Here is a 20,894-nt window from a genome sequence, read left to right on the forward strand (position 1 = left end):
GTTCGAAATTCTCGAGCCCTCATCCTGAGGAGCCATTTCACTGGAAATGGTGTCTCGAGGGATGGTCCAGCGCCCCCTGGAACATCATTCGGGACGCGCCTTCGGCGCTCCTCAGGATGAGGGCTCGAGTTCCCAATACTCGCCGAGCGAATTGAAAGGCGGGCCGCCATGGCCACCGCGACGCTGACCAGTCCAGCCGGCGCCCCTCCGAAAGAGGACGCCATTCCGAGGCGGCGGATCTTCGCCTTCATCGCCATGGTCTTCGGCATGTTCATGGCGATCCTGGACATCCAGATCGTCTCGGCCTCGCTCGCCGAGATCCAGGCCGGCCTGTCCGCATCCTCGGACGAGATCGCCTGGGTCCAGACCGCCTATCTGATCGCCGAAGTGATCATGATCCCGCTCTCGGGCTATCTGAGCCGCGCCTTCTCGACGCGGGTTTTCTTCTCGATTGCGGCTGCCGGCTTCACGATTTCGAGCGTGCTCTGCGCGATGTCGTCCTCGATCAACGAGATGATCCTGTGGCGCGCCGTCCAGGGCTTCATCGGCGGCGGCATGATCCCCGGCGTGTTCGCCGCGGCCTTCACCATCTTTCCGCCGTCCAAGCGGCCGATCGTCTCGCCGATCATCGGCCTTGTCGCGACGCTCGCCCCGACCATTGGACCGACCGTCGGCGGCTATCTCAGCCATGCCTTCTCCTGGCACTGGCTCTTCCTGGTCAATGTCGTGCCGGGCATCTGCGTCTCGATCGCGGCCTGGACATTGATCGATTTCGACAAGCCGCAGGCCGGTTTGCTGAAGCGCTTCGACTGGCTCGGCCTGATCGGCATGGCCTCCTTCCTCGGCAGCCTCGAATACGTGCTGGAGGAAGGCACGCGGCTCGACTGGTTCGAGAGCCACGAGATCGTGTTCTTCTCCTTCGTCATGGTCGCCGGTGCGATCCTGTTCTTCTGGCGGGCGCTGACGCGGGACGATCCGCTGGTCGACCTCTACGCCTTCACAAACCGCAACTTCGCCTTCGGCTCGCTGTTCTCCTTCTGCATGGGCATCGGGCTGTACGGGCTGACCTATCTCTACCCGGTCTATCTCGGGCGCATCCGCGGCTATGACGCGCTGATGATCGGCGAGACGATGTTCGTCACCGGCCTGTGCATGTTCCTGACCGCGCCGATCGCCGGGCGGCTTTCGACCAAGCTCGACCCGCGCGTGATGATGATGATCGGCTTCGGCGGTTTTGCGCTGGGCACCTATATCGCCTCCGCGATCACGGCGGATTGGGATTTCTACGAGTTGCTGGTCCCGCAGATCCTGCGCGGCTGCTCGCTGATGCTGTGCATGGTGCCGATCAACAATCTCGCGCTCGGCACCTTGTCGCCGCATCAGCTCAAGAATGCCTCGGGCCTCTACAATCTGACCCGCAATCTCGGCGGCGCCGTCGGCCTGGCGCTGATCAACACGGTGTTGAACACGCGCACCGACCTGCACATCACACGGCTGCACGAGATGGTCGCTGCGGGTCGCCAGATCGCCGAGGAGAACATCGCGGCGTTGACGCAGCGTTTTTCCGATTTCGGCGACGCCGCCCAGTCGATGGCATTGGCCCTGATCAACCAGCGCGCCCACAAGCAGGCGCTGATCATGGCCTTCGGCGACGTCTTCCTCGGGCTGACCCTGATCTTCGGTGCGCTCGTGCTGATGGCGCTGTTCATGAGCAAGCCGCCCAAGGTCGCGCCGGCGGGCGGCGGCGGAGGGCATTGACGGTGGCGTGGCGGTAACTTGCGGCGCAACCCCGTCATTGCGAGCACCCGGGTCTTGCTTCGGCAAGCCCGTGCACAGGCTCCGCGAAGCAATTCAGGAGAGTTCGTTCTGCGGCCCCTCGTGGCTCATCGCGGCCTCTGGATTGCCTCGTCGCTAGGCTCCTCGCAATGACGCGAGCCGAGACACGATGGCGTCATGTCGCACCTGCTCAGATTGACATTTGGCTATCGATCCGACAAATATAACAACAATATCAGTAGTTTAGATGTTTTCTAAACTGCGGAGCCGGTCAGCCGGTATTGTTGGAAGGCGTTATTCATGAGTGTTTTGCCTGCGAAGGACCTGGGTCAGCCCCGCATTGCCGCGGACCATATCCCGTGGCCGCAGAAAAGCCCGGCCTCCTGCCCGATCAGCGCGGTGAAGGCGCGCCTGCGCACCGCGGGCCTGCGGCCGACGCGCCAGCGCATGGCCCTGGGCTGGCTGCTTTTCGCCAAGGGCGACCGCCATGTCAGCGCCGAGATGCTCTATGAGGAGGCGATCCGCGCCCGCGAGCCGCTTTCGCTTGCCACCGTCTACAACACGCTGCGCCAGTTCTCGGAAGCCGGGCTGCTGCGCCAGGTCTCGGTCTCGGGGCCGAAGACCTTCTTCGACACCAATGTCTCCGAGCACCACCACTTCTACAATGAGGACGACGAGACGGTCGTCGACATTCCGGGCTCGACGATCCAGGTCGCCGGCCTGCCGCAGGCGCCGGAAGGCATGGAGATCTCCTCGGTCGAGGTCATCGTCCGGCTGCGCCGCGCCGATGGCGAGGAAATCGAGACGCGCATGACTGGGGGCCGTCACGCGTGATCGTCTGCTCCTGTAACGTCTTGTCGTGCCGGCAGATCAAGGGCACGATCGCTCCTGATGGCAGTGGCCCGGCGACGGCGAACCAGGCTTATGACTGCCTTGGCTGCAGCGCGAGCTGCGGCGGCTGCGCCCGCCAGGTCCGCGCGATCCTGGCCGAGGCACGCGCCGCCTGCATGAGCCAGTGCGGCTCCTGCGCAAGCCGCGACATCGAATGCGCCGTGCATATCTCCGTCGGCCAGATGATGGACGGGCTGGAGATTGCGAGCGACCGCGTCGCGGCCTGAGCGCGCGCAGAAAAGCGCTTTTTGCGCGACTTACGGTCTTTCCTTCTGTAAAAGCTCAGTCTACATTGGGATCATTCCAGTGTACTGAGGAACTCCGCCATGAAGGGTGACAAGAAGGTCATCGAATATCTCAATAAGGGGCTTCGCTCGGAGCTCACTGCGATCAACCAGTACTGGCTGCATTACCGGATCCTCGACAATTGGGGTCTGAAGGAGATGGCCAAGACCTGGAAGAAGGAGTCGATCGAGGAGATGGTCCATGCCGACCGCTTCGTCGACCGCATTCTCTTCCTCGAAGGCTTCCCGAACATGCAGACGCTGGATGCGCTGCGCATCGGCGAGACCGTTCCCGAACTGATCGAATGCGATCTCAAGGCCGAGATCGAGGCGCGCGCGCTCTATCAGGAGGCGGCGAAGTATTGCCGCGAGGTCGGCGACTACCCGTCGGAGGAACTGTTCAAGGCGCTGATGAAGGACGAGGAAGGCCATATCGACTTCCTGGAGACGCAGCTCGAACTGATCGGGCGCATCGGTCTGGAACTCTACACCCAGAAGCATGTCGGCGGGCTCGACGAAGGCCACTGAGCCTTCGTCCTTTCCTCTCGATCCCGCGCCGGATCCGCCATGCGGCTCCGGCGTTTTCGTGTCTGGAGCAGGGGGCTTTGCGGAGTTTATCCTTGGGCCGATCGAAGGTCGGACCCGGGGGGCTCCGTCCGGAATGATGGCGGGTGACTGCGTCGATGCAGATTGATGGCAGCCTTGCGCGGCGCGCGACGCAGTTGATCCTGACCAGATGGCCTGCGGGCTCGTCAGCGCACGAGAGCCGTGGCAGAAGGCGGCCATTGCAGGGCAAGCGGAGGTCTGGTCATGGCGGCGCAGGTTTTGGCAGCGAAAGTCATCGCGGTGAGCGCGGCTTTGGGCCATGCCTTCAGCAAGCCGAACCTGCCTTCGATCCGCCTGCTTGCCGGCCTCGGCGTCGAGGGTGACGCCCATTGCGGCGAGACGGTAAAGCATCGCTCGCGTGTCGCGGTCGATCCGACGCAGCCCAATCTGCGCCAGGTTCATCTGCTCCAGGCCGAACTGCTCGACGAATTGAACGCGGCGGGTTTCGACGTCGCGCCCGGGCAGATGGGCGAGAACGTGCTGACGCGCGGGCTCGATCTGCTCGGCCTGCCGGTCGGGGCGCGATTGCAGTTGGGACCTGACGCGCTCGTCGAGATTACCGGCCTGCGCAATCCTTGCGCGCAGATCGAGGCGTTCCGGCCAAAGCTTCTCGCCGCCGTGCTCGGCCGCGACGAGACCGGCAAGCTCATCCGCAAGGCCGGCATCATGGGGATCGTGCTGGCGGCCGGCGAGATCCGCCCCGGCGATTCGGTGGGCGTCACATTGCCGGCGCAGCCGCATCGGGCGCTGGAGCGGGTCTGAGCGCCGCCGCAACTCCTAGGATCGCCACACATACTCTGAAACACGCCGTCATCCTGGGCGGCCGGAGGTCGTCCCGGGATCCATCATAGGGCGCCGTCCATGCCCTATGATGGATCCCGGATCCGCGCGGCTTCGCCGCTTGTCCGGGATGACGACGTGGTTCCGAGCCAGCTGAGCCTGGGACCAAAAAAAGCCCGCCGGCGCGACCCGGCGGGCTTGGATATCTATCGAGTCGCCGTCTCAGATGAAGCTGACATTGGCTGCTTCGGGGCCTTTCTTGCCGGCGCGGATCGAGAAGCGGACGCGCTGCCCGTCCATCGGCGGCTGCAGGCCGCTGCGACCGAGCGATGAAACGTGCAGGAACACGTCCGGCCCGCCCTTGTCGGGGGCGATGAAGCCAAAGCCGCGATCGGAGTTGAAGAACTTCACGGCGCCGTCGAACGGGCCTTCCATCGGGCCGCTGTCGCGGCTGGCAAAGCCGCCGCGATCACCGCCGCGGTCGTTGTAGCCGCCACCACCGCCATAGCCGCCACGATCGCCACCGCGATCATTGTAGCCGCCGCCGCCATATCCACCGCCACCGCCGAAATCGTCACGCGGCGGGCGCGGCGAGAAGGGACGCGGCGCGCGGTCGGACCGGGGCGCCGCCGGCTGCGCGGTCGAGGCGTCGATCTCGTGAACGGCGACGACCTGCAGGCCGCGCCGGCCTTCGCCGAGATCGGCGATGATCGTTGCGCCGGGCTGAAGGTCCTGCTGGTCGAGTGGGCCAAGGGCCGAAACATGCAGAAAAACGTCGCCGGAGCCGTCGGCCGGCGACGCAAAACCAAACCCCTTTTCGGGGTCGAACCATTTGACCTTGGCTTCGATATTCTCGTGGGTGACGAAAGGCTGGGCAGCGGGAGGCTTGCGACGATCGAACATGGAGCTTCAAGAATGCGGTGATCGGAAGGCAGCAATCTAGCGCAAGCCAGCCCGGCCGTCATCGGGGGCGCGAGAGGAAATTATCGCACCCGAAGTTGCATTCCTTCACCCGCGCGAGGCCACTCGCGCGAGGCTCTCAGCCCGGTTCGTCGCAGCGGATCATCTGCACCTTTTTCGGCATCTCGCCGACAGCCGGGACGAATTGCCCGGTCGCCGGATCGAGCAGCATCAGCACGCCGGTAGCGACCGCGAAATAAGCGCCGTGCAGATGCAACTTGCCCTTCCCTTCGAGAATTTGCACGCAAGGGAAGGTGCGCAGATTGTTGATCGACTGCTGGATCGAGGCGAAGGCGAGCCGCTCGACATAGTCTTCCAAGGTCTCGTTGCGGCCGCGTCCGCCGGTGCGTTGCGCGGCGGGGCCGATCAGCGTGATCCATTTGCCGATGAAATCGCCCGAGGATAACGGCCCCTGCGCGTCGTCGGCAAAGGCGCGAATCCCGCCGCAACGGCCATGGCCGAGAATAACGATATGCTCGACCCGGAGTGCCTGTACGCCATATTCGAGCGCGGCGGAGGTGCCGTGGAGCTGGTCGTCCGGCTGAAAGGGCGGCACGAGGTTGGCGATATTGCGGGCGACGAACATCTCGCCCGGGCGTGCATCGAAAATCACCTCGGGCGAGACGCGCGAATCGCAGCAGCCGATCAGCATGATCTTCGGCGTCTGCCCGCTATCGGCGAGTTCCTCGTAACGGCTTCTCTCGCGATCGAAGCGGTCGTCGAGAAAATTGCGGTAGCCTTCGGTCAGGCGCTCGGGGAATGGGGCCGCTGGCTTGTCCATGCCTCTCTCGAACAGGATGCGAGGGCTTTCGTCAAGCGCATGTTGCGTCGCAGCGTTGGGCAGAAACCAGTCACCCGGCTGCGAGAAATGCCTCCAGCCGCGCCAGAAGCGTTGCCGAATCGCCTTCCAGCGGCACGCTCTTCAAGCGGGCCGAGGCGCCAGCGACCAGCATCACCCGCGAGCGCGGCAGGCCCATAAGCTTGGCCAGCAGCGCGACCAGCGCCGCATTGGCCTGCCCATCACTGGGAGCGGCGCGGACCCTGACCTTCAGGACCTCGCGCCCATCGGCCAGGGTCTCAATGCCGTCGAGCCCATCGCGCCCGCCGCGCGGCGTCAGCCTGACGCAGAGGAGCAGGCCGGCCTGCGATTCGCGCCAAGCCGGCACGCAGTCTCTAACTTTAGAAGACGGCGGGGTAGATGTAGCGGACGATGACGCTCTGGATGAAGAAGATCAGCAGCAGGAGGATGATCGGCGAGATGTCGATGCCGCCGAGACTGGGCAGGCGTTCGCGGATCGGCCGCAGAGCCGGCTCGGTGATCTTGTAGAGCGAATCCCAGACCGTCGCGACGAACTGGTTGCGCGTGTTGACGACGTTGAAGGCGATCAGCCAACTCAGCACAGCCGATGCGATCAGGAGCCATGTGTAGATGTTCAAGGCGAGCATCACCACATCGAGAACGGCACGCATCGGCATTCCTCTTGGAATCAGTGTTGAACGGCAGCGCGATATTTCCGCCGACTCCGCGACGACGTCATGCGCGAAGTCGTGGTGCGGGTGATTGACATCCACGCGACGCACGGCCTAGAAGGCCAGCGCCTTGGGGCTGTAGCTCAGATGGGAGAGCGCTGCAATCGCACTGCAGAGGTCAGGGGTTCGATTCCCCTCAGCTCCACCAGGCACTTCCATTAAGTTCTTGAACTTAATGCGAATTCTCTCCCGTTGCGTACCTTTCCCCTAGTCTGCGTCCTAGTTTTGGCGGTGGATGTAGGTGGTCATCCGCGGCTGAAAGCGGAATGCCTTGGCATAATGTCGCAGGCTTTCGATGCTGGACGGAGCGATTCACGAAAGGCCCTGCCGGGTGATCGATAAAGCCGGCCATCCCAGGTTTGGCCAAGAAGGGCATGAGGTGGGTTACGCCCGCCCTGCCTGCAGCGATCGGGTTTCGACGGGCGATTGGAAGCGCCGGCATGCCTCCTATAAGGGCCTGCGGGAGGCCGCAGATGCTGGCGAGATTTTTGTGATCGAGAGACCTGGCTCGCCGTGACGGCTATGGGTCGTTAGCGGTCCTTGGCGTAGCTAAAGCTGTCACAATCGGAAACCCTGCGGATGATCTTGACCAATCTCTTGCACATCCTGAATTCAAAAGAGGCTTTGATCGTTCATTGCGCTCGTTCAAACCGAGGCGGCGAACTCAAGCCCAAGCCGTTGTACCCGAACGATTTGGCAGACACGATCCGTGATCTCGCGACGGGAGGCGTTCGTGCCGTGTCGTGCTCGGTGGTGTGGCCAACCCATCAAGACACCTTCGGTGAGATCGGGATCATCGTGAAGCCTCGTAACGTCGGTGAGATCGTGCGCCTGTCCACAGGGGACGCCGGCACTCTCGAAGACGGAGACGGCTTTGGCGAGCCATTGAGCAGCCTCGCAGTAGATCGAACATTCGCCCACTCGACTGAGCACAACGAATGGGTGCTGACCGGCGGCGATGTGGTCGGGGTTTTCCTTAACTTCAAGATGGGGCTCCGCGTCGCGCGGCTAATTTCCGTGAAGGACGCGGAAGCGCTCGGCGTTTCCCCTCCTGGCCCCTATCCATTTCCGGTTACTGTCGCCGATGTGGCGGCTGACTTTCCGGGGCGCCGGTTGTTCGGATTTGTTGGAGGCGTGTTGATGGAGATCGACCCGACCGGTAAACCGATAGCGGCCTGCCACCCCTACTGATCCGGCCACCAGCACGGCAGGAAGTGCTGATCCACAATCTGCTGAGCGGGCGTTCGCAATGTCCGGCAAGGTCGAAGGCAGACGCGCCGCGCTCGCGCTAAAGCGCCCGAATCTCCTCTTCGAACGCCTCCGGAATTTCGCCGTGCCGAGCCAGAACCTCCAGCGCGCTGACCTCTCCGGTTTCATCGTCGGCAGTGACATGGATCACAGCCAATCCCTCCGCCGTGCGGCCCAGGCGCTCACCATCCCGTAGGGCGTGATGCTTGGTCTTCGCCAGGACGCGCTGGCCTGGGATCAGCCGCTTTCGATGCGTCTTGAACGGCTGGATAAAGAACGTCTCGACACTAGCCACGGCTTGACTCCCTCTGCGTCGATGTTCTCATTACGTTCACGTTTCGGAGAACGCAATGCCATGGCTGTCCAGGTCGCTCGATCGCCCATCCCATCCGTCACGGAAGAGGAGATCGACGAGGTCCTGTCCGAGTTCGGGGGCGATGCGCGCGAGGCGATCCGTGCGCTGCTGCACGACCAGGCCGCGCTTGTCGCTGATGCGGAGCAAGCCGTCTCGCGCGGCTTTGTCCGCGGCTTGTTCTCAGAGGGCGCGCGCCGGCAGGCGGTCGATGAGGAGCTGTGAGCGAGCCTCCGAACACGCATACCACGTTGCAGCACTATCCTTGGGTCGTGCTGCGGTTCGCCTGCACGCGTTGCCGGGTCTATTCAAACGTCAGGCTGGCCGTGCTGGCGGAGCGGTTCGGCGCCACCCAGACCGTCGGCAGGCTGATCGAGATGTTCCAGCGAAACTGCCCCCATCGGCCGCAGAAGAGGAACGGTCGCGTCGTGCTCAGCGATACGCCGTGCGGGGGCTACTGCCCCGACCTGGGCAGCACCCGCCCGCCGGACCTGCCACCGAGCTTGGCGGGTCTCACCTTGATCGAGGGCGGCAAGGCGGACATGCTCCCTTCCGAACCGGCGCCGGTCGAGCGTCGGCGACGCATCGGCGGCGAGGACGAGTGATGTCGGTCGTTCCACTGGTCCCGCTTCGTCGTGTCGACGATCTGATCGAGCGGTTGGAGGCGGTCAAAGCCGACGCCGACAAGCGCGGGTTCGGCACTCTCGCCTATTTCCTGGAGACGGCCCTTATCGAAGCGCGGATACAGCATCGAGGGCTGGAGGATGAGAAGGCCGCCAGTGCGGCCGATCCTCGCGACCTCTGGCGACCGGAGACCTGAGCCGATGTGCAACCTGTATTCAATGACCAAGGGCCAGGCAGCTATTATCGCTATGGCGCGGGCTATGCGGGACACGACAGGCAACTTGCCACCTCTCCCCGGTATCTTCCCTGACTACCCCGCCCCGATCGTCAGAAGCGCCCCTGACGGCGTGCGCGAGCTCGCCATGGTGCGGTGGGGCATGCCGTCGTCGAAGCGGGCGATCTTCGAGGCGGCGAAGAAGCGCGCCGGCAAGCTCGAGGCGAAGGGCAAGCCTGTTGATTTTGACGAGTTGCTGCGGATGGAGCCGGACGGCGGAACCACGAACGTCCGCAACACCTCGAGCAGCCATTGGAAGCCATGGCTCGGCGTGGGGAGCCGGTGCGTCGTGCCGCTGACCTCGTTCTCTGAGTTCGACCACGGCACGAAGCAGGACGTCTGGTTCGCGCTCGCGCCGGATCGGCCACTGGCCTTCTTTGCTGGCATCTGGACCCCTCAATGGACTGGGGTGCGCAAGATCAAGACCGGCATGGAAACCGCAGACTTGTTCGCCTTCCTGACGACCGAACCCAATCGCGAGGTCGGCTCCATTCACCCCAAGGCGATGCCGGTGATCCTGACCGAGCCGGAAGAGATCGAGACGTGGATGACAGCGCCGTGGGAGCAGGCCAAGGAGCTGCAGCGGCCTCTAACAGACGGTGCGCTCTTGGAGGTCGCGCGGGGCGTGAAGAAGGATGAGGCGGTCTAGCCGGACAGCATCAACCGGAACCGTCACCGCCGGAGCGGAAGACGAAGCGCGCTGCGCGCCCAGCGAAGGCGAAGGGGCTGCATTGGATGAAGCGGGCAACGTGCTGCGGGCTCCAACGGCGTTGACATTGCCCGCAGCGAGATAACGTGAAATGCTTCGTCAGTAAATGCGCAGAGGCTGGGCAATGGCGAACAAGTTCAAGATTGGTGATGTGGTTATGCTCAAATCGGGCGGGCCACCTATGACGATTTCGAGCTCGCCTGGATCGACTAGCGATTTATATGGATGTCGTTGGTTTAAAGGCGCAACCGCGGCCCAAGGCGCCTATATTGAAGGCGTGCTGCAGCTTTACACCGCGCCCGACGCTGCCACTGCTTCAAAAAAATGAACCCCGAGCAGGCGGCGGAGTGGATGCTAGGACAATACCGGGCAAAACGCTTCCTCTATCAAGAGGAAGCCGCATCTCATCTTTTTTTCTTAGGGATGAGACGCTGGCTTACTTTGACGCTGCGGGTAACTTGTGCGTAGGAAAAAAGGTTCTGGCAGCATTCAACAAGCTCACACCAGATTCGGTTTATGAACGGGGTGAGAAGCTCTGGCGCGATCGTCTGCCCACAGATCAGCCCGGGCGCCAGCAATAGCGAGGCTCTTAGCGCGGCCGCTGCTGACATCGTTCGACAACAATTCGTGCGCACCTGTGGACAAGGGGGATAAACAGCACCACATGTTAATCCGCTGATGCGAGATTCGCTCAGTAGCTGGGCGGTACGCCCCCGCCCTAAAGGGGAGCCGGTGCCTTACTCGACACGCCATGTGATGAATTCACTTCTGGAGCGCGCCTTCCGCGAAGGTCGCTCTGATATGTCGCCTATGAAGGCGCAGAAGATGCTTTTCTACACACATGGCTGGCATCTGGCGACAACCGGTCTGCCTGCGATTGATCAGCCTTTTGAGGTTTGGCCCTACGGCCCCGTCGTAGGTGTGATCTACCACGACCTTAAAGGCTATGGCGGCGGAATGGTCTCGACCTATATTCCTGAAGGCGCGGGCCAGCCGCCGCTGGTGGTGAATCGAAACCGAACCGACCTTTATCAGTCCTTGGACATAGCTTGGGAAAAGTACATTGGCATTCCCGCTGTGAATCTTTCGGCGATGACACATGAGCCCGGGTCGCCGTGGGACATAGCTAAAAGCAATGGCCTGGCCTTCATTCCCAACGAGATGATCAGGGATTATTTTGTTGGACTCGCTACCCGATAGGCCGCTCGTTTCTGCTGCTGACGCAAAGGGGGTTGAACCGATAGTTCGGCCCCCGGACCCCTTGGCTATCGATGAGCTCAAGGCCAATCTTGCACACGCCAAGGATATGCATCAGCTCAACCGCGGCTGGGTGGGGGCATGTATCGGGTCAGGCTCTGAGAAGCCGGGCAACGCTGCAATTATCGTCATCCTGTTTTGCTTCACCGTCATGACCGTCGCGCTATTTAGGCTAGACCTCAAAACAGATATGGACCAGTTGCTTCGGATCGTGCCGGTGGCTCTCGGTCCTGTCGGCTTGGCGCTCGGCTATTTGTTCGGCGCCAGGGACAAATAAAACCTAGCCCATGCCAATCTGACGCACATCCATCGTAAGCGCCAGATCATCACCTGGAGCCGCCACAGGCCGGCGAAGGCCTCGTGCCAGGTCACGCTCGCGCTTCGGCAAGCATCCGCCGGCAGTGGTGGAAAACCGCGACAAGCCCGAGCTTTCCGTCGTCATTGGCTTCGGTCGGTCCGGTGACGCTACATGGGCTCCAGCGTCTGACGGTTGAGCACGCTCCGTGAAAAGGGAGCCGGGATCGACCCGCCGGCTCCCCCATTATGATCAGCGCTTCGAGGGTTTCGAAGTCTTGATCGTTTGGATGATGTGCGTTGTCGGCTTTGCGGCCGCCGTCGCTTTCGTGGTGAAGCGTCCTGTGATCGCGCTGCGTCCGATTTTCGTTGCCATAGCTGGCCTCACGCTGCGCTGCGGCGCCGGGATGCCGCTTCGCGGCTCCCCAGGTGACGACGCTCTTTCAGGACCTCGTTGACGCGGCCCTGGTTGACGTCGAACCGCGCAGCAATGCGACTCTGAATCTCGCCCGACCAATGGGCGAGCCAGATTTCAACGGCATCTTCGAATTTAAGTGATGGGCAAGTCATAGCTCTGAGTCTCCAAGATGGAGCCCTCAAAAGCTTGACAGAAAGTCGCTGCCGCATATGCTGCGGCTGTCGAAACGACGATCCGCGAGCTTTCGAGGGCTTTCGCGGTGATGGAAGCCGGAGCCTGCCAGGGCTCCGGTTTTTCCGTTTATGCGGTAGAACGAATCCTCCCGCATCAACAGCATGACTCCGCGACTATCGTCCCGTCAAGGATTGGCGCGAATTCGCCCACAGAAGGCCGCTGAGTCGGGGATAGCGCGTTCGGCGACTCCGGGCTCATGCGATCCAAAGAAGCCGGCCTGTGGCCTTCCTACGCGTTTCTCTATCATTGCGAGCGCGAGCCTCTCAGTTGCCACCCTAGGGCGGATGCGTCGCTGCCCATGGGGCGGAAATATGCTCTGAAGGGAGCGTAGTGCGTATGCCCGATCACCACCAACGATCGATCCAGAATCCGTGATTGATCTTAAAGCCAATCTGCACAGTCTGATGGAGCAGGCGATCGACGCGCAACCGCTCGAATATCGCGTTGCGCAGTTTTCCGAGCTGGACGGCTTTCAGCCCAGATTGGGAGAATGCCACCAAAATGCAGCACGTTGGGTAGCCCAGAACGAAGGCTTTGAGGTGGTTCGGGGCTGGCTAAGACACACCGACTGGCAATTTCTCCGGCACTCCATGGTTCGCAGGCCATGGGGCGAGCCAATGTGCGTCACGCTAGGCCTCTCCACCGTCTATGGTCTGTCTTTTGTCGAGCACAAGCCGGAATGGGGGGACTACGATGCGATGGGGCACGAGGTTCTAAAGAGAATGCCACTGACCTTCGATCCAGCCGCGTCGTACAACCTTGATCGAGAGTGACGCGCGGAGCCGGCGCGAACGTTCGATGCCGGGAGGTCACGGATGGCCGTCGTGTTGATAGAAGAAGGTCCGCATCCTCAAATCTTCTCCCTCGTAAAGTTTATCAGCGAGGAATGGGTTGAAGAGTTTCGGCGCGGTCGCATTCGAATGGGTTCCGTCGCCAGCTTCCGCCGTGATGACGCCCATGACGATGGTGGCAGACAGGATGTGCTTGAAAACCTGGCAAGCATGTTCCAGCCAGAGCGCATCGTCATGAAGATCGATGATATTGAAGTAGAAGGTCTGGCGGGGCCGGTCGAGATCAGACACGGGACTGATGAAATGACCTATCTGCTCTGCATGACCGTTGTGACCGACCGCAGTTTAAATGCCGGCCAGGGCTCACTATTGCTCGACTCCCGCCTAGCCCGGCTAGGCGACAAGGCCGTGATCGTTCGCGACGTCAAAGAATTCAAACGCCGTATCCAAAACGACCTCTCACGAAGAGGGTATTTTGCGCATCATCGAGGGCAGGAGCGCTGCGATGGCATCGTTGATTATGTCGACATGACGGTGCACCACGGCCATTTCGGCCCGTTTCGCAAGTCAAACGCCTTCGCTTTTCAGAGTGAATGGAGGCTGGCGATCCTAGATACGAGAGGGCTGCATGAGGATGCCATCTTTCTCGAGATAGGCGACATCTCAGATATTACGACGGTCATGGATAGCACCGTCTTGGTGGGCACACCGATCGTTGTCGAACCAAATCCCGGCGCAAAGCCCATTGACGCAGATGAATGCGCTATTCCAAGCCGGTCCTAAGAGGATCGGCCACTGCTCTGCTGCCTCGCTATGGCCTCGGCAACCGTCACGCCAGTCGCATCTTCAGACCATTGCGTCATCGCGGCCGTAAAGCCCAGGGCGGCCGCCACCGCCCCCGCTATGCCGTGATGCTCCTCCACCTCGTGCAACTGGCGCGTGAGGGAAGCAAAGGCCTCCTGACGAATGAAGGCCTCGATCTCGTCTTGGGTGGGCTCTTGGGCCATGGAGGTGCTCCCTGGTCGGATGGTGGGGGTCACGCGGTCTCGACGCCGTAGTCGCTATGAGAGCCTCGCATCAAAGCTGAAAACGTCGATTCGAGCTCGCTCGCGACCTGGGATGCGAGTGCCTGGACATCGGCGTTCCCGCTTACGCTGATCGTGATCGGAGCGGAGAAGGTCGTCGGCCCGGCACTGGCGCCGCCTAGGCTGGCACCCTTCCGGCGCGGGTCGATGATCCGGCCATCCTCGGCCGGCTGGAAAAGCTCGGTGCCATATTCATTGACGGCATAGACGCCGCCGGCATGGACAGAGCCACCCGAGGCGCGCGCGGAGGGCACGCCGTCTGCCGCGGGAGAGCCGGCTGTGGCGCTTCCCGTATTGAGCGTGACCGGCACTGTTGCGCCTGCGCCGAAGAGCGCTTTGATGCGATCCAAGATGCCCTGGGCCTGCGCTTCAACAGCCGGGCCCTGAGCGGCAAGGCCAGACGCGACGCCCTGGCCAGCGGCAGAGCCCGCCTCCTGGCCTGCTCCGGCTGCCGAGGCAGGCGAGAGGCCGTAGCTCTCGGGTGCCATAGCGTCGGGAGTGGGCGCCGTCCCGATCCTGGAGAGTGCCCGCCCACGCGCTCCCTCGGGATCGCGGAGCATCTCGTCTCGTACGCGCCGGGATCGTTCCCATGCATCGGGGCTGATTTCGGCGTCCATCCTGAAGCGCGTCGGGGTCATGGGGCGCTTGATCTCACCCGCGTCGCGCAAAGCCAGAATCGGGCTCAACAGACCGCCGCCGATGCCGCCGAGGATGCCGCCACGAACACCACCGCGAAGCAGGCCGGCTATCCCGCCCGCCATGCCGCCACCATTCCACATCGCCGAGAGGGCACGGATCGAACCCACGATGCCGCCGCCCATCACAGCGCCGCCGCCGATGGCGCCGAGCTGCTTGGACATCCCCGGGTCCTTTTTGCTCGCCTCTGTAAACCGGCTCAAGATGGCGGAGAACCCGGACATCGCCGGCAGGATCGACTCGACGATCGGCTCGGCGATGGTCGCGGCCGAGTTCGTGATCTGAGACGTCACGCCGGCCAGGGCGACATAGGGGTCCTTGCTCTCCAGAGGGGCAGCCCCTGCCAGGCCAGGCGCCTTGGCCAAGCGCTGTTGGGTGACCTGGTACTGGTCCTTCTGAGAGATCAACTTTGCGAACAGATCGGCGACCGTCCGAGTGTAGAGCCGGTTCAACGCTTCGGCGACGGCGCCTTCATTCTTGACGTCCACACCGGATTTCGTCAGCGCCGGCATGATCCGGTCCCAGGCGTAAAGGTGCGGATTCTGAGCGAGCATGTCGCGATCGGTCGGGTTCAAGCGATTGTCGGCGCCACGCAGGCCAAGGTCCCGCTGTGCCATCAACTTCTGGCGCGTGTTGCCCGCGGACAGGGTCCCGCCGATCACAGAGGACATCAACGTCGCCAGAGCCGTTCCAGGCGCCGACGGGCCCATGTCGGCGATCAAGCTCGGTGCGATCGTGTTGAGGAAGTCGGTGCTCAGCGCACCGCCGGCAGATCGGGCCTGCTTCGCGAAAGTGAAAATCTTGGCCGGGTCATACTCAACGCCTTGCACGCCAGCGGCCTTGGCCATGCCGTCCAGGAGTGTACGGACCTCTGCCGGATTGACGTTCTTGCCCAGCGTGTCGAGCGCCCGCATGAAGCCGGTGAGCTGGCCGAGGGCCGCGTCCTTGCCCTTGAGCGACTGCAGGACGGTCATGCCCTGCGCCAGCTCGGGAGCGATCGCCTCCATGCCGCCCATACCGAGGGAAGTGGTCGCCGTCTCACGATAAAGATTGTGCAGCGAGGTCGAGGTCAGCGACTTGAACTTGCCGCTCTGGGCATCGGAGATTTCGCGAAGTTTGGCCGTCTGCTCCGGCGTCATGCCAGCCAGGTAGTCCCGCGCATCTTCCCGCAGAGCCTGCCCCCCGGCTGCGGCGGTCGCACGAGCGCCTCGCTGTGCCGCGTAGCCGGCGCCGCCTGCGAATGCCGCGCCCGCCGCGAAGCGCGCGCCGCGACGGAGGAGGCTGATTGGACGCGCAGACTCTTCCCTGAGACGAGCGATCTCGCCTCGGGAGGCGATCAGTTCGGAAAGCTGCTGACGACGCCAGGTGCTTTCGGCGCCGAGCACGGAAGCGGCTTTCCTGCCACCGGGCGCGCGGGCCAACTCATCTTGGAGCGTGCGCCACGACGACCTGACGCGGTCGAATTCGCGAGGTGCGACCTTCAGCTTTTCAAGATTGCGACTGAAGGCTCCGCCCATCGTCCCCGAGGCCAGTTCGCGCGCCATTGCCTGGATCGATGTCCGCGAGCGGTCGAGGCTCTTTTCGAGGCCGCCGAAACTACGGGTCCCGGCCAGCTTGTCGGCAGAGGCACGGAGGCCGTCCAAGCCTGCCGCAGCGGCCTTGGCGCCCTTGGACATATCGTCCTTCAAGCTGACAATGAGCTGGGCGAGTCGAGTGGTGGCCATCACATATCTCCAGCGAGAGGAAAGTGGCTCCGGGACCGCCACAGGGCAGAAACGGTCCCGGAGCTGTCAGCGCGGCGCCCCCACGATGCCGCGCCGATCGGTGCCTCCCCAAGGGCTGTCCACGACCCCAGGGGAGGCTCACAGCGGCGGCCTGGACTGGCGCTGTGAATAGGAAGTTCGCCCCCCAGCCAGCCATGGCTGATCACCGGCGGGGGGACTCGCGCGGGCAGACGGTCGACATCCGCCCGCGCGAAGCTCATGCAGTGCGGCGCGCAGCCGCCGGGGCCGGCGGTTTCATCTGCTGCGCCGCGGCGATCAATTCCTCGATCGGCGCGAGGAGTATGGCGGGGCTGGCGCCGCGCCGGCGATGCTCGTGGCCGACCGTCGTGTCGAGATCGCGGAGGTCGAGCTCTTCCTGGATCTCGAGCTCGATGGTGCTCGCGTCGATCTTGGCCAGCGTTTCGAGGCGCTCAGTTTCGGTCAAACCGCCCGGCCGGATATTTTCGATCATCGTTTCGCGGATGGCCGACGGTGCCAGAACCGTCAGCAATCCCAAGAGATCGGCGCTACCTCGCGCGGAAAACGCGTCTCGTGAAAATCCGCCGGCTCGACTCGACAAAAATTCGAAGTGGTTGGCCCGATTGGCGTGCGCGCTTGCGAGAATTTCGTCGATGCGGGTGATGGCTGTCTCGCGATCGACAGGCGCGGTTTCAGCAGCAGAGCGAGCTGCCTTCAGGGCCTCAAGACGGCGCCGGGCGTCCGCAACGCGAGTGCGGAGATCAGCGGACGACATCATGGCCAGCTTCCTTTGCGAAGTCGCGGATCACGCCGAACAGGGCGTTGGCGTAGTCGAGTTCGGGCCGGAGCTTCCGCTCGTCGGCGGCATAGACCTCGAGATCGCGATCGAGTTTCGCCAAGCGCACCAAATCGGCCGGATGCGGATCGCTGCCGAAGTTGTCGCGATTGCGGTGATGCTGAGCCAGGGTCTCTGCGCGCTCCTGGCGAGCCGCTTGCGAGCCGTCGTAGGCGTCCCTCAAAGCTGCAGCGGCGGCCGCGGCACGACGTCGATAGTCGTTCAAAATCTGGTCGTCGATGCTGAACATCACAGTTGATTCCTTTGATTGAACGCGCGGATCGCGTTCTCCATCGCCCTGTCGAGCTGCTGCTGCCGCGTGGGGGTCTGCGCCGCTGCCTTGGCAGCCGGAGCGGGGGCCTGAGCCGGGGGCGCGGGCGTCGGCTTGGCCGCGACCGTCGTGGCGGCGGGCTTCGGCGCGGGCTTGGAGGCCGGGGCGGGCGGCTTTACGCCCATTTTCCGCTCGGACACCGCGACCACGTCGGCACGGACACCGCGTGGCCACATCGCCCGTCGTTCACCAGGCGTCATGGCCGGCGAAGATGCGATGACTCGCGGATGATCGTGGGGAAGAATCTCCATATGCATTACCTTTCTGCGGGGGTCGAAGGTGCGTTCGGCCGCGGTGGGACGATGCCGGCCTGACGTTCGAAGGCCCGGAGCGCCAGCTCAGACATGCCACCCGGCCAGGCCTCGCGCCTGGTCTGAGCATCGAGGTTGGGCGTCGCTCGACGGACGCGCTGACAGTTCGGGTTGAAAGTCCTCACCGGCCCACCGCGTCGAGGGCGTCCGGCTCAATCCGGATCGAGCCGCCGATGCGGCGAACCTGAATTTTGCCGGCCCGGATCAATCGATCGAGCGTTGCGAGCGAAACGCGGAGCTTCGCGGCCGCTTCAGCTCTCTTGAGAAGCATTTCATGCATCGGAATGTTGCCTTCAACTGACACTGACTGAACATTGCCGACAGCAATAGCGGAGTCAATACTATGTCAGTCGAGATAATTACTGTCCGTATCTAGTCGCTTGTGCCCGTTGTCACCCATGGATGGCCGTACGTATCTGAATTGGAGGCGGTCTCGATCAAAAATATATTTCGAAACCTACCCGGAAGCCCGCAAGCGAGTTCTTTGCCCGGACCGAAACCGGGGGCCACGGGGCGGCTCGCCTTCAAAAGAGCCCGATACGGTCCCTACGATCCTGTTGGGCGACCTCGCCCAGCCCCAGGCCCGGCCCAGGACGCCCACGCCCGACTGACCCGCTACCCCGGTTCACCTGGAATAGAGCTCAGCCCTGACCCGCCATAGGCCAGGCTAGACCTGCCCGAGCATCTCGATCTCACAGCAACGATCGGACATGCTCACGACCTATGGCCAGGCCCGACCTATCACCAGGCCGATCTACCTGCCCCACGCCCTGAAACCCGGCCCGTGACAGGATTCGCGTATTCCGTGACGCAATTACCGATTACCGTGACACAGCAACGGGGCAGGGCTCAGGCAGGCCTCCGGGCTTGAGCAAGACGCTTGGAAAGCCCTACTCGCTCTGAGCAAATGTCATATCGGACAGGTCGTCGTCCAAGAGCGGTCCGTGCCAGAACCGAATATCCAGGGCGGCGGCCTCCGTTCGGGCCTTCGCAGACAGGCTCGCCGGCCCTCGCACGATGCCGGCCCCTGCAGGATCGCGCAGGACCTCCGGTTCGGCTGGGGGGGCCGTGGCAAGCTCCGGCTCTGGTTGCGGTGTAGTCCTGCGGCGTGGCCGGGCTAGGGGTTTCTGACACGGCGATGACCAAACGCTGTAGCTCATGACCGCACCGGGCACCGGCTCGTCATCGGGTTCGGCCACCAAGGTTAAACGCAGGCCGCCGATATCGAGGCGGATGTACTGCCGGCCGTTCGGCAGGTTATGTCCGTTCGCCGTCCCGATCTGGAATCTAAGCGTGTCGCTCATGGCGCTCGCTCCTGTTCGATGCTTGTATGGGCGGAGCCGGCCACATCGCCGACCTGCAGCAGGCGGACCAGATGGACGCCGTGCTCGACGCCAGGCTCGGTGATGCCGGCGGCATCCAGTTGGTTGATCGCAGAGGCGATCGCCCGTCCGACCTGAGACGTATGGTCAGGAAACCTATCCACCATCAGCTGGCGCACTTGCTGGTCCCACCCATCCTCATCGATGAAGCGACCGTCCGCGGGGAGGGCGGCTTGCAGCATCGTGCGAGCCAGCTGGATCAAACTGGAGCTGCCGTCCCCGCCACCTGTCAGCAGCTGCGGATTCTGACGCTGGGCAATTTCCAATGCTCCCAGTGTCAGCGCGTTAGCAGACCTCCCCCTAAAGGGGGGGAGGGTCTCTGCTGACGCTGCTTCTGGCCTTCTCTGGGCGTCAGCAATACCTGGATTCTGACGCTTGCTGACGCCGCTGACGCGCGTCTGAGTTCCATCCGTCGCGTCGTCCGCCTCTTGCGAGGGCGATGCGTCAGGATCGCCGGATACTGACGATTTTCTAACGCTGACGAGATCGCCTTCGATGGCGATGCGGCCTGTCTCCAGGAGCTTCTTTTTGCATGCAGACTTGGCCGTCCTGAGAGCCTGCCGGTTGCGCTGTTTGATTGCGAGCAGAGCGTTATCGAAACCGCTTTCCCATTCACTGATCGGCATCGCGCCCCCGGCTTGGATGATCAGGCCCAGCAAGGCGGCTTGATCTGGCGAGACACGATCGGGACGGATGCCATCGACAGCAACCGCCTTCACGAGATCGCCGCCAGCGGAGACCAGTGCGAATGGCAGAGGCCGGCTTGGCTCGCCATCCCGCAACTTCACCACCTCGATGGTGCCGCCTCCTACCGACGGCTTAACGAAGAGCTGGGCTTCTACATCTCCCAGCACGAAACTTGTGCCGCGGGCGTGACGTCCGCCGTCGCGGCCATTGTGCGCGATGACGATGATGGTGAGATCGCAATCTTTCGCCAGGCGCTGCAGCACCCCGAAAGCCGCTCCGATCTCCTTTGATGAATTTTCGTCAGCGCCACGGGTCGCGCTCTGAAGGCTATCGATCACCATGAGCGAAACAGGCGCGCCGCAGTCGCGCCCAGCATCCTGGACCATCCCCCGGATTTCCTCATATGCTCCTTTTTCGAGGAGCGTCCTCTCGGGGACAACGGACACTATCAGAGGGGGCGCCGGGCTCTCGTCGAGCACGACCGCAAGACGGCGCCGGGTGCTAGTTGCCGCCTCGTAACTCACCATCATGGGGACGCCGGGCCGAGTGATCTGCCCAAGCCAGTCAGAGTCGGTTGCAGTGGCGATAGCCAGAGCGGCGGTTACAGCGCTCTTGCCAGAGCCTGGCGCTCCAATCAGAGCCACAACGCCGCCCTGGGGGATCAAGCCTTTGACGAGCCACCTCACCGGGGGCGGAACCGGATCGCGTCCGACCACCATGTAGGAGCCGGCTGTGCGCGAGGGCCTGCCCTGTTGGGCCGTCCAATCATTGTCGGTCATGCAAGTGTTCCGCGCGGG

The 20,894-nt window shown here is 63.1% G+C and carries 30 protein-coding genes and 1 tRNA gene; 18 read left to right on the forward strand and 13 right to left on the reverse strand.

Features of this window, described 5'->3' with window-relative positions:
• The first annotated feature begins 168 nt into the window (after positions 1 to 168).
• The 5 genes from J2Y55_RS22530 (at position 169) to J2Y55_RS22550 (ending at position 4,319) form a co-directional block, all read left to right on the forward strand.
• Positions 169 to 1,758: a DHA2 family efflux MFS transporter permease subunit gene (locus J2Y55_RS22530; protein ID WP_310158166.1), complete on the forward strand. Its 1,590-nt coding sequence runs from the start codon at positions 169 to 171 to the stop codon at positions 1,756 to 1,758.
• Between the two features lie 318 nt (positions 1,759 to 2,076).
• Positions 2,077 to 2,610, forward strand: coding sequence for an iron response transcriptional regulator IrrA (gene irrA, locus J2Y55_RS22535; RefSeq protein WP_310158167.1), 534 nt, complete (start codon positions 2,077 to 2,079; stop codon positions 2,608 to 2,610).
• Positions 2,607 to 2,894 carry a (2Fe-2S)-binding protein gene (locus J2Y55_RS22540; RefSeq protein WP_310158168.1) on the forward strand — a complete coding sequence of 96 codons (288 nt, stop codon included), beginning with the start codon at positions 2,607 to 2,609 and terminating at the stop codon, positions 2,892 to 2,894. Before irrA ends, J2Y55_RS22540 begins: the two co-directional genes overlap by 4 nt.
• A gap of 99 nt (positions 2,895 to 2,993) precedes the next feature.
• Positions 2,994 to 3,479: a bacterioferritin gene (gene bfr, locus J2Y55_RS22545; protein ID WP_310158170.1), complete on the forward strand. Its 486-nt coding sequence runs from the start codon at positions 2,994 to 2,996 to the stop codon at positions 3,477 to 3,479.
• Between the two features lie 282 nt (positions 3,480 to 3,761).
• A complete protein-coding gene (locus J2Y55_RS22550) occupies positions 3,762 to 4,319 on the forward strand; it encodes an MOSC domain-containing protein (protein ID WP_310158172.1) in 558 nt (185 codons plus the stop codon).
• 240 nt (positions 4,320 to 4,559) lie between these two features.
• Here J2Y55_RS22550 and J2Y55_RS22555 read toward each other — a convergent pair whose 3' ends face one another.
• The 4 genes from J2Y55_RS22555 to J2Y55_RS22570 all read right to left on the reverse strand — a co-directional run bounded on the left by J2Y55_RS22555 (position 4,560) and on the right by J2Y55_RS22570 (position 6,767).
• Positions 4,560 to 5,240: a cold-shock protein gene (locus tag J2Y55_RS22555; protein ID WP_310158173.1), complete on the reverse strand. Its 681-nt coding sequence runs from the start codon at positions 5,238 to 5,240 to the stop codon at positions 4,560 to 4,562.
• A gap of 136 nt (positions 5,241 to 5,376) precedes the next feature.
• The gene (locus tag J2Y55_RS22560) at positions 5,377 to 6,078 is read right to left on the reverse strand and encodes a carbonic anhydrase (protein ID WP_310158174.1); all 702 of its coding nucleotides are present in this window, start codon (positions 6,076 to 6,078) and stop codon (positions 5,377 to 5,379) included.
• Positions 6,079 to 6,148: 70 nt separating this feature from the next.
• On the reverse strand, positions 6,149 to 6,463 hold the full coding sequence (locus J2Y55_RS22565) for a DUF167 family protein (RefSeq protein ID WP_310158176.1): 315 nt from the start codon (positions 6,461 to 6,463) through the stop codon (positions 6,149 to 6,151).
• Between the two features lie 13 nt (positions 6,464 to 6,476).
• The gene (locus J2Y55_RS22570) at positions 6,477 to 6,767 is read right to left on the reverse strand and encodes a YggT family protein (RefSeq protein ID WP_310158177.1); all 291 of its coding nucleotides are present in this window, start codon (positions 6,765 to 6,767) and stop codon (positions 6,477 to 6,479) included.
• Positions 6,768 to 6,899: 132 nt separating this feature from the next.
• Here J2Y55_RS22570 and J2Y55_RS22575 point away from each other — a divergent pair.
• Together J2Y55_RS22575 and J2Y55_RS22580 are read left to right on the forward strand one after the other, a co-directional pair.
• Positions 6,900 to 6,975 (forward strand) — tRNA-Ala (locus tag J2Y55_RS22575).
• Positions 6,976 to 7,406: 431 nt separating this feature from the next.
• Positions 7,407 to 8,018, forward strand: a complete 612-nt coding sequence (locus tag J2Y55_RS22580) for a hypothetical protein (RefSeq protein WP_310158179.1) — start codon at positions 7,407 to 7,409, stop codon at positions 8,016 to 8,018.
• A 97-nt stretch (positions 8,019 to 8,115) separates the two neighbouring features.
• Here J2Y55_RS22580 and J2Y55_RS22585 read toward each other — a convergent pair whose 3' ends face one another.
• Positions 8,116 to 8,370: a hypothetical protein gene (locus J2Y55_RS22585; RefSeq protein WP_310158180.1), complete on the reverse strand. Its 255-nt coding sequence runs from the start codon at positions 8,368 to 8,370 to the stop codon at positions 8,116 to 8,118.
• 60 nt (positions 8,371 to 8,430) lie between these two features.
• Between J2Y55_RS22585 and J2Y55_RS22590 the strand changes: the two genes are divergently transcribed.
• The 11 genes from J2Y55_RS22590 (at position 8,431) to J2Y55_RS22630 (ending at position 13,811) form a co-directional block, all read left to right on the forward strand.
• A complete protein-coding gene (locus J2Y55_RS22590; protein ID WP_310158181.1) occupies positions 8,431 to 8,652 on the forward strand; it encodes a hypothetical protein in 222 nt (73 codons plus the stop codon).
• On the forward strand, positions 8,649 to 9,032 hold the full coding sequence (locus J2Y55_RS22595; RefSeq protein WP_310158182.1) for a hypothetical protein: 384 nt from the start codon (positions 8,649 to 8,651) through the stop codon (positions 9,030 to 9,032). The genes J2Y55_RS22590 and J2Y55_RS22595 overlap by 4 nt, the downstream gene beginning before the upstream one ends.
• A complete protein-coding gene (locus J2Y55_RS22600) occupies positions 9,032 to 9,247 on the forward strand; it encodes a hypothetical protein (RefSeq protein WP_310158183.1) in 216 nt (71 codons plus the stop codon). Before J2Y55_RS22595 ends, J2Y55_RS22600 begins: the two co-directional genes overlap by 1 nt.
• Before the next feature lie 4 nt (positions 9,248 to 9,251).
• On the forward strand, positions 9,252 to 9,974 hold the full coding sequence (locus J2Y55_RS22605; protein ID WP_310158184.1) for an SOS response-associated peptidase: 723 nt from the start codon (positions 9,252 to 9,254) through the stop codon (positions 9,972 to 9,974).
• Between the two features lie 184 nt (positions 9,975 to 10,158).
• On the forward strand, positions 10,159 to 10,362 hold the full coding sequence (locus J2Y55_RS22610) for a YodC family protein (RefSeq protein WP_310158185.1): 204 nt from the start codon (positions 10,159 to 10,161) through the stop codon (positions 10,360 to 10,362).
• 23 nt (positions 10,363 to 10,385) lie between these two features.
• Positions 10,386 to 10,502, forward strand: a complete 117-nt coding sequence (locus tag J2Y55_RS30135; protein WP_404979015.1) for a hypothetical protein — start codon at positions 10,386 to 10,388, stop codon at positions 10,500 to 10,502.
• Complete coding sequence (locus tag J2Y55_RS30140; protein WP_404979008.1) at positions 10,493 to 10,615, forward strand: hypothetical protein; 123 nt, start codon at positions 10,493 to 10,495, stop codon at positions 10,613 to 10,615. The genes J2Y55_RS30135 and J2Y55_RS30140 overlap by 10 nt, the downstream gene beginning before the upstream one ends.
• 175 nt (positions 10,616 to 10,790) lie before the next feature.
• Positions 10,791 to 11,234: a Panacea domain-containing protein gene (locus J2Y55_RS22615; RefSeq protein WP_310158186.1), complete on the forward strand. Its 444-nt coding sequence runs from the start codon at positions 10,791 to 10,793 to the stop codon at positions 11,232 to 11,234.
• 61 nt (positions 11,235 to 11,295) lie between these two features.
• Entirely contained in the window at positions 11,296 to 11,568 is a 273-nt protein-coding gene (locus tag J2Y55_RS22620; RefSeq protein WP_310158187.1) for a hypothetical protein, read from the forward strand.
• A 1,040-nt stretch (positions 11,569 to 12,608) separates the two neighbouring features.
• A complete protein-coding gene (locus tag J2Y55_RS22625; RefSeq protein WP_310158188.1) occupies positions 12,609 to 13,010 on the forward strand; it encodes a hypothetical protein in 402 nt (133 codons plus the stop codon).
• A 42-nt stretch (positions 13,011 to 13,052) separates the two neighbouring features.
• Positions 13,053 to 13,811, forward strand: coding sequence for a hypothetical protein (locus J2Y55_RS22630; RefSeq protein WP_310158189.1), 759 nt, complete (start codon positions 13,053 to 13,055; stop codon positions 13,809 to 13,811).
• Here J2Y55_RS22630 and J2Y55_RS22635 read toward each other — a convergent pair.
• The 8 genes from J2Y55_RS22635 to J2Y55_RS22670 form a co-directional block, all read right to left on the reverse strand.
• On the reverse strand, positions 13,808 to 14,035 hold the full coding sequence (locus J2Y55_RS22635; protein ID WP_310158190.1) for a hypothetical protein: 228 nt from the start codon (positions 14,033 to 14,035) through the stop codon (positions 13,808 to 13,810). The two genes, J2Y55_RS22630 and J2Y55_RS22635, sit on opposite strands and share 4 nt — an antisense overlap.
• 29 nt (positions 14,036 to 14,064) lie before the next feature.
• Complete coding sequence (locus J2Y55_RS22640) at positions 14,065 to 16,533, reverse strand: hypothetical protein (protein ID WP_310158191.1); 2,469 nt, start codon at positions 16,531 to 16,533, stop codon at positions 14,065 to 14,067.
• Between the two features lie 256 nt (positions 16,534 to 16,789).
• Positions 16,790 to 17,329, reverse strand: coding sequence for a hypothetical protein (locus J2Y55_RS22645; RefSeq protein WP_310158192.1), 540 nt, complete (start codon positions 17,327 to 17,329; stop codon positions 16,790 to 16,792).
• Positions 17,313 to 17,636 carry a hypothetical protein gene (locus J2Y55_RS22650; protein ID WP_310158193.1) on the reverse strand — a complete coding sequence of 108 codons (324 nt, stop codon included), beginning with the start codon at positions 17,634 to 17,636 and terminating at the stop codon, positions 17,313 to 17,315. Before J2Y55_RS22650 ends, J2Y55_RS22645 begins: the two co-directional genes overlap by 17 nt.
• The gene (locus J2Y55_RS22655) at positions 17,636 to 17,974 is read right to left on the reverse strand and encodes a hypothetical protein (RefSeq protein ID WP_310158195.1); all 339 of its coding nucleotides are present in this window, start codon (positions 17,972 to 17,974) and stop codon (positions 17,636 to 17,638) included. The genes J2Y55_RS22650 and J2Y55_RS22655 overlap by 1 nt, the downstream gene beginning before the upstream one ends.
• Before the next feature lie 175 nt (positions 17,975 to 18,149).
• Positions 18,150 to 18,308, reverse strand: a complete 159-nt coding sequence (locus tag J2Y55_RS22660) for a helix-turn-helix domain-containing protein (RefSeq protein ID WP_310158197.1) — start codon at positions 18,306 to 18,308, stop codon at positions 18,150 to 18,152.
• Between the two features lie 610 nt (positions 18,309 to 18,918).
• Positions 18,919 to 19,332 carry a hypothetical protein gene (locus J2Y55_RS22665; protein ID WP_310158198.1) on the reverse strand — a complete coding sequence of 138 codons (414 nt, stop codon included), beginning with the start codon at positions 19,330 to 19,332 and terminating at the stop codon, positions 18,919 to 18,921.
• The gene (locus J2Y55_RS22670; protein ID WP_310158199.1) at positions 19,329 to 20,876 is read right to left on the reverse strand and encodes an AAA family ATPase; all 1,548 of its coding nucleotides are present in this window, start codon (positions 20,874 to 20,876) and stop codon (positions 19,329 to 19,331) included. The genes J2Y55_RS22665 and J2Y55_RS22670 overlap by 4 nt, the downstream gene beginning before the upstream one ends.
• Positions 20,877 to 20,894 lie beyond the last annotated feature (18 nt).

Source organism: Allobosea sp. BE125 (assembly GCF_031456075.1).
GTDB lineage: Bacteria > Pseudomonadota > Alphaproteobacteria > Rhizobiales > Beijerinckiaceae > Allobosea.

Bases quoted from the DNA above. Each gene is read 5' to 3' on its own strand.
- J2Y55_RS22610 (WP_310158185.1), top strand. From the start codon at position 10,159: ATGGCGAACAAGTTCAAGATTGGTGATGTGGTTATGCTCAAATCGGGC.
- bfr (WP_310158170.1), top strand. From the start codon at position 2,994: ATGAAGGGTGACAAGAAGGTCATCGAATATCTCAATAAGGGGCTTCGC.
- J2Y55_RS22555 (WP_310158173.1), bottom strand. From the start codon at position 5,240: ATGTTCGATCGTCGCAAGCCTCCCGCTGCCCAGCCTTTCGTCACCCAC.
- J2Y55_RS22550 (WP_310158172.1), top strand. From the start codon at position 3,762: ATGGCGGCGCAGGTTTTGGCAGCGAAAGTCATCGCGGTGAGCGCGGCT.
- J2Y55_RS22560 (WP_310158174.1), bottom strand. From the start codon at position 6,078: ATGGACAAGCCAGCGGCCCCATTCCCCGAGCGCCTGACCGAAGGCTAC.
- irrA (WP_310158167.1), top strand. From the start codon at position 2,077: ATGAGTGTTTTGCCTGCGAAGGACCTGGGTCAGCCCCGCATTGCCGCG.
- J2Y55_RS22650 (WP_310158193.1), bottom strand. From the start codon at position 17,636: ATGTTCAGCATCGACGACCAGATTTTGAACGACTATCGACGTCGTGCC.
- J2Y55_RS22635 (WP_310158190.1), bottom strand. From the start codon at position 14,035: ATGGCCCAAGAGCCCACCCAAGACGAGATCGAGGCCTTCATTCGTCAG.
- J2Y55_RS30135 (WP_404979015.1), top strand. From the start codon at position 10,386: ATGCTAGGACAATACCGGGCAAAACGCTTCCTCTATCAAGAGGAAGCC.
- J2Y55_RS22665 (WP_310158198.1), bottom strand. From the start codon at position 19,332: ATGAGCGACACGCTTAGATTCCAGATCGGGACGGCGAACGGACATAAC.
- J2Y55_RS22670 (WP_310158199.1), bottom strand. From the start codon at position 20,876: ATGACCGACAATGATTGGACGGCCCAACAGGGCAGGCCCTCGCGCACA.
- J2Y55_RS22530 (WP_310158166.1), top strand. From the start codon at position 169: ATGGCCACCGCGACGCTGACCAGTCCAGCCGGCGCCCCTCCGAAAGAG.
- J2Y55_RS22600 (WP_310158183.1), top strand. From the start codon at position 9,032: ATGTCGGTCGTTCCACTGGTCCCGCTTCGTCGTGTCGACGATCTGATC.
- J2Y55_RS22605 (WP_310158184.1), top strand. From the start codon at position 9,252: ATGTGCAACCTGTATTCAATGACCAAGGGCCAGGCAGCTATTATCGCT.
- J2Y55_RS22590 (WP_310158181.1), top strand. From the start codon at position 8,431: ATGGCTGTCCAGGTCGCTCGATCGCCCATCCCATCCGTCACGGAAGAG.
- J2Y55_RS22655 (WP_310158195.1), bottom strand. From the start codon at position 17,974: ATGCATATGGAGATTCTTCCCCACGATCATCCGCGAGTCATCGCATCT.
- J2Y55_RS22660 (WP_310158197.1), bottom strand. From the start codon at position 18,308: ATGCATGAAATGCTTCTCAAGAGAGCTGAAGCGGCCGCGAAGCTCCGC.
- J2Y55_RS22580 (WP_310158179.1), top strand. From the start codon at position 7,407: ATGATCTTGACCAATCTCTTGCACATCCTGAATTCAAAAGAGGCTTTG.
- J2Y55_RS22570 (WP_310158177.1), bottom strand. From the start codon at position 6,767: ATGCGTGCCGTTCTCGATGTGGTGATGCTCGCCTTGAACATCTACACA.
- J2Y55_RS22615 (WP_310158186.1), top strand. From the start codon at position 10,791: ATGAATTCACTTCTGGAGCGCGCCTTCCGCGAAGGTCGCTCTGATATG.
- J2Y55_RS22640 (WP_310158191.1), bottom strand. From the start codon at position 16,533: ATGGCCACCACTCGACTCGCCCAGCTCATTGTCAGCTTGAAGGACGAT.
- J2Y55_RS22630 (WP_310158189.1), top strand. From the start codon at position 13,053: ATGGCCGTCGTGTTGATAGAAGAAGGTCCGCATCCTCAAATCTTCTCC.
- J2Y55_RS22645 (WP_310158192.1), bottom strand. From the start codon at position 17,329: ATGATGTCGTCCGCTGATCTCCGCACTCGCGTTGCGGACGCCCGGCGC.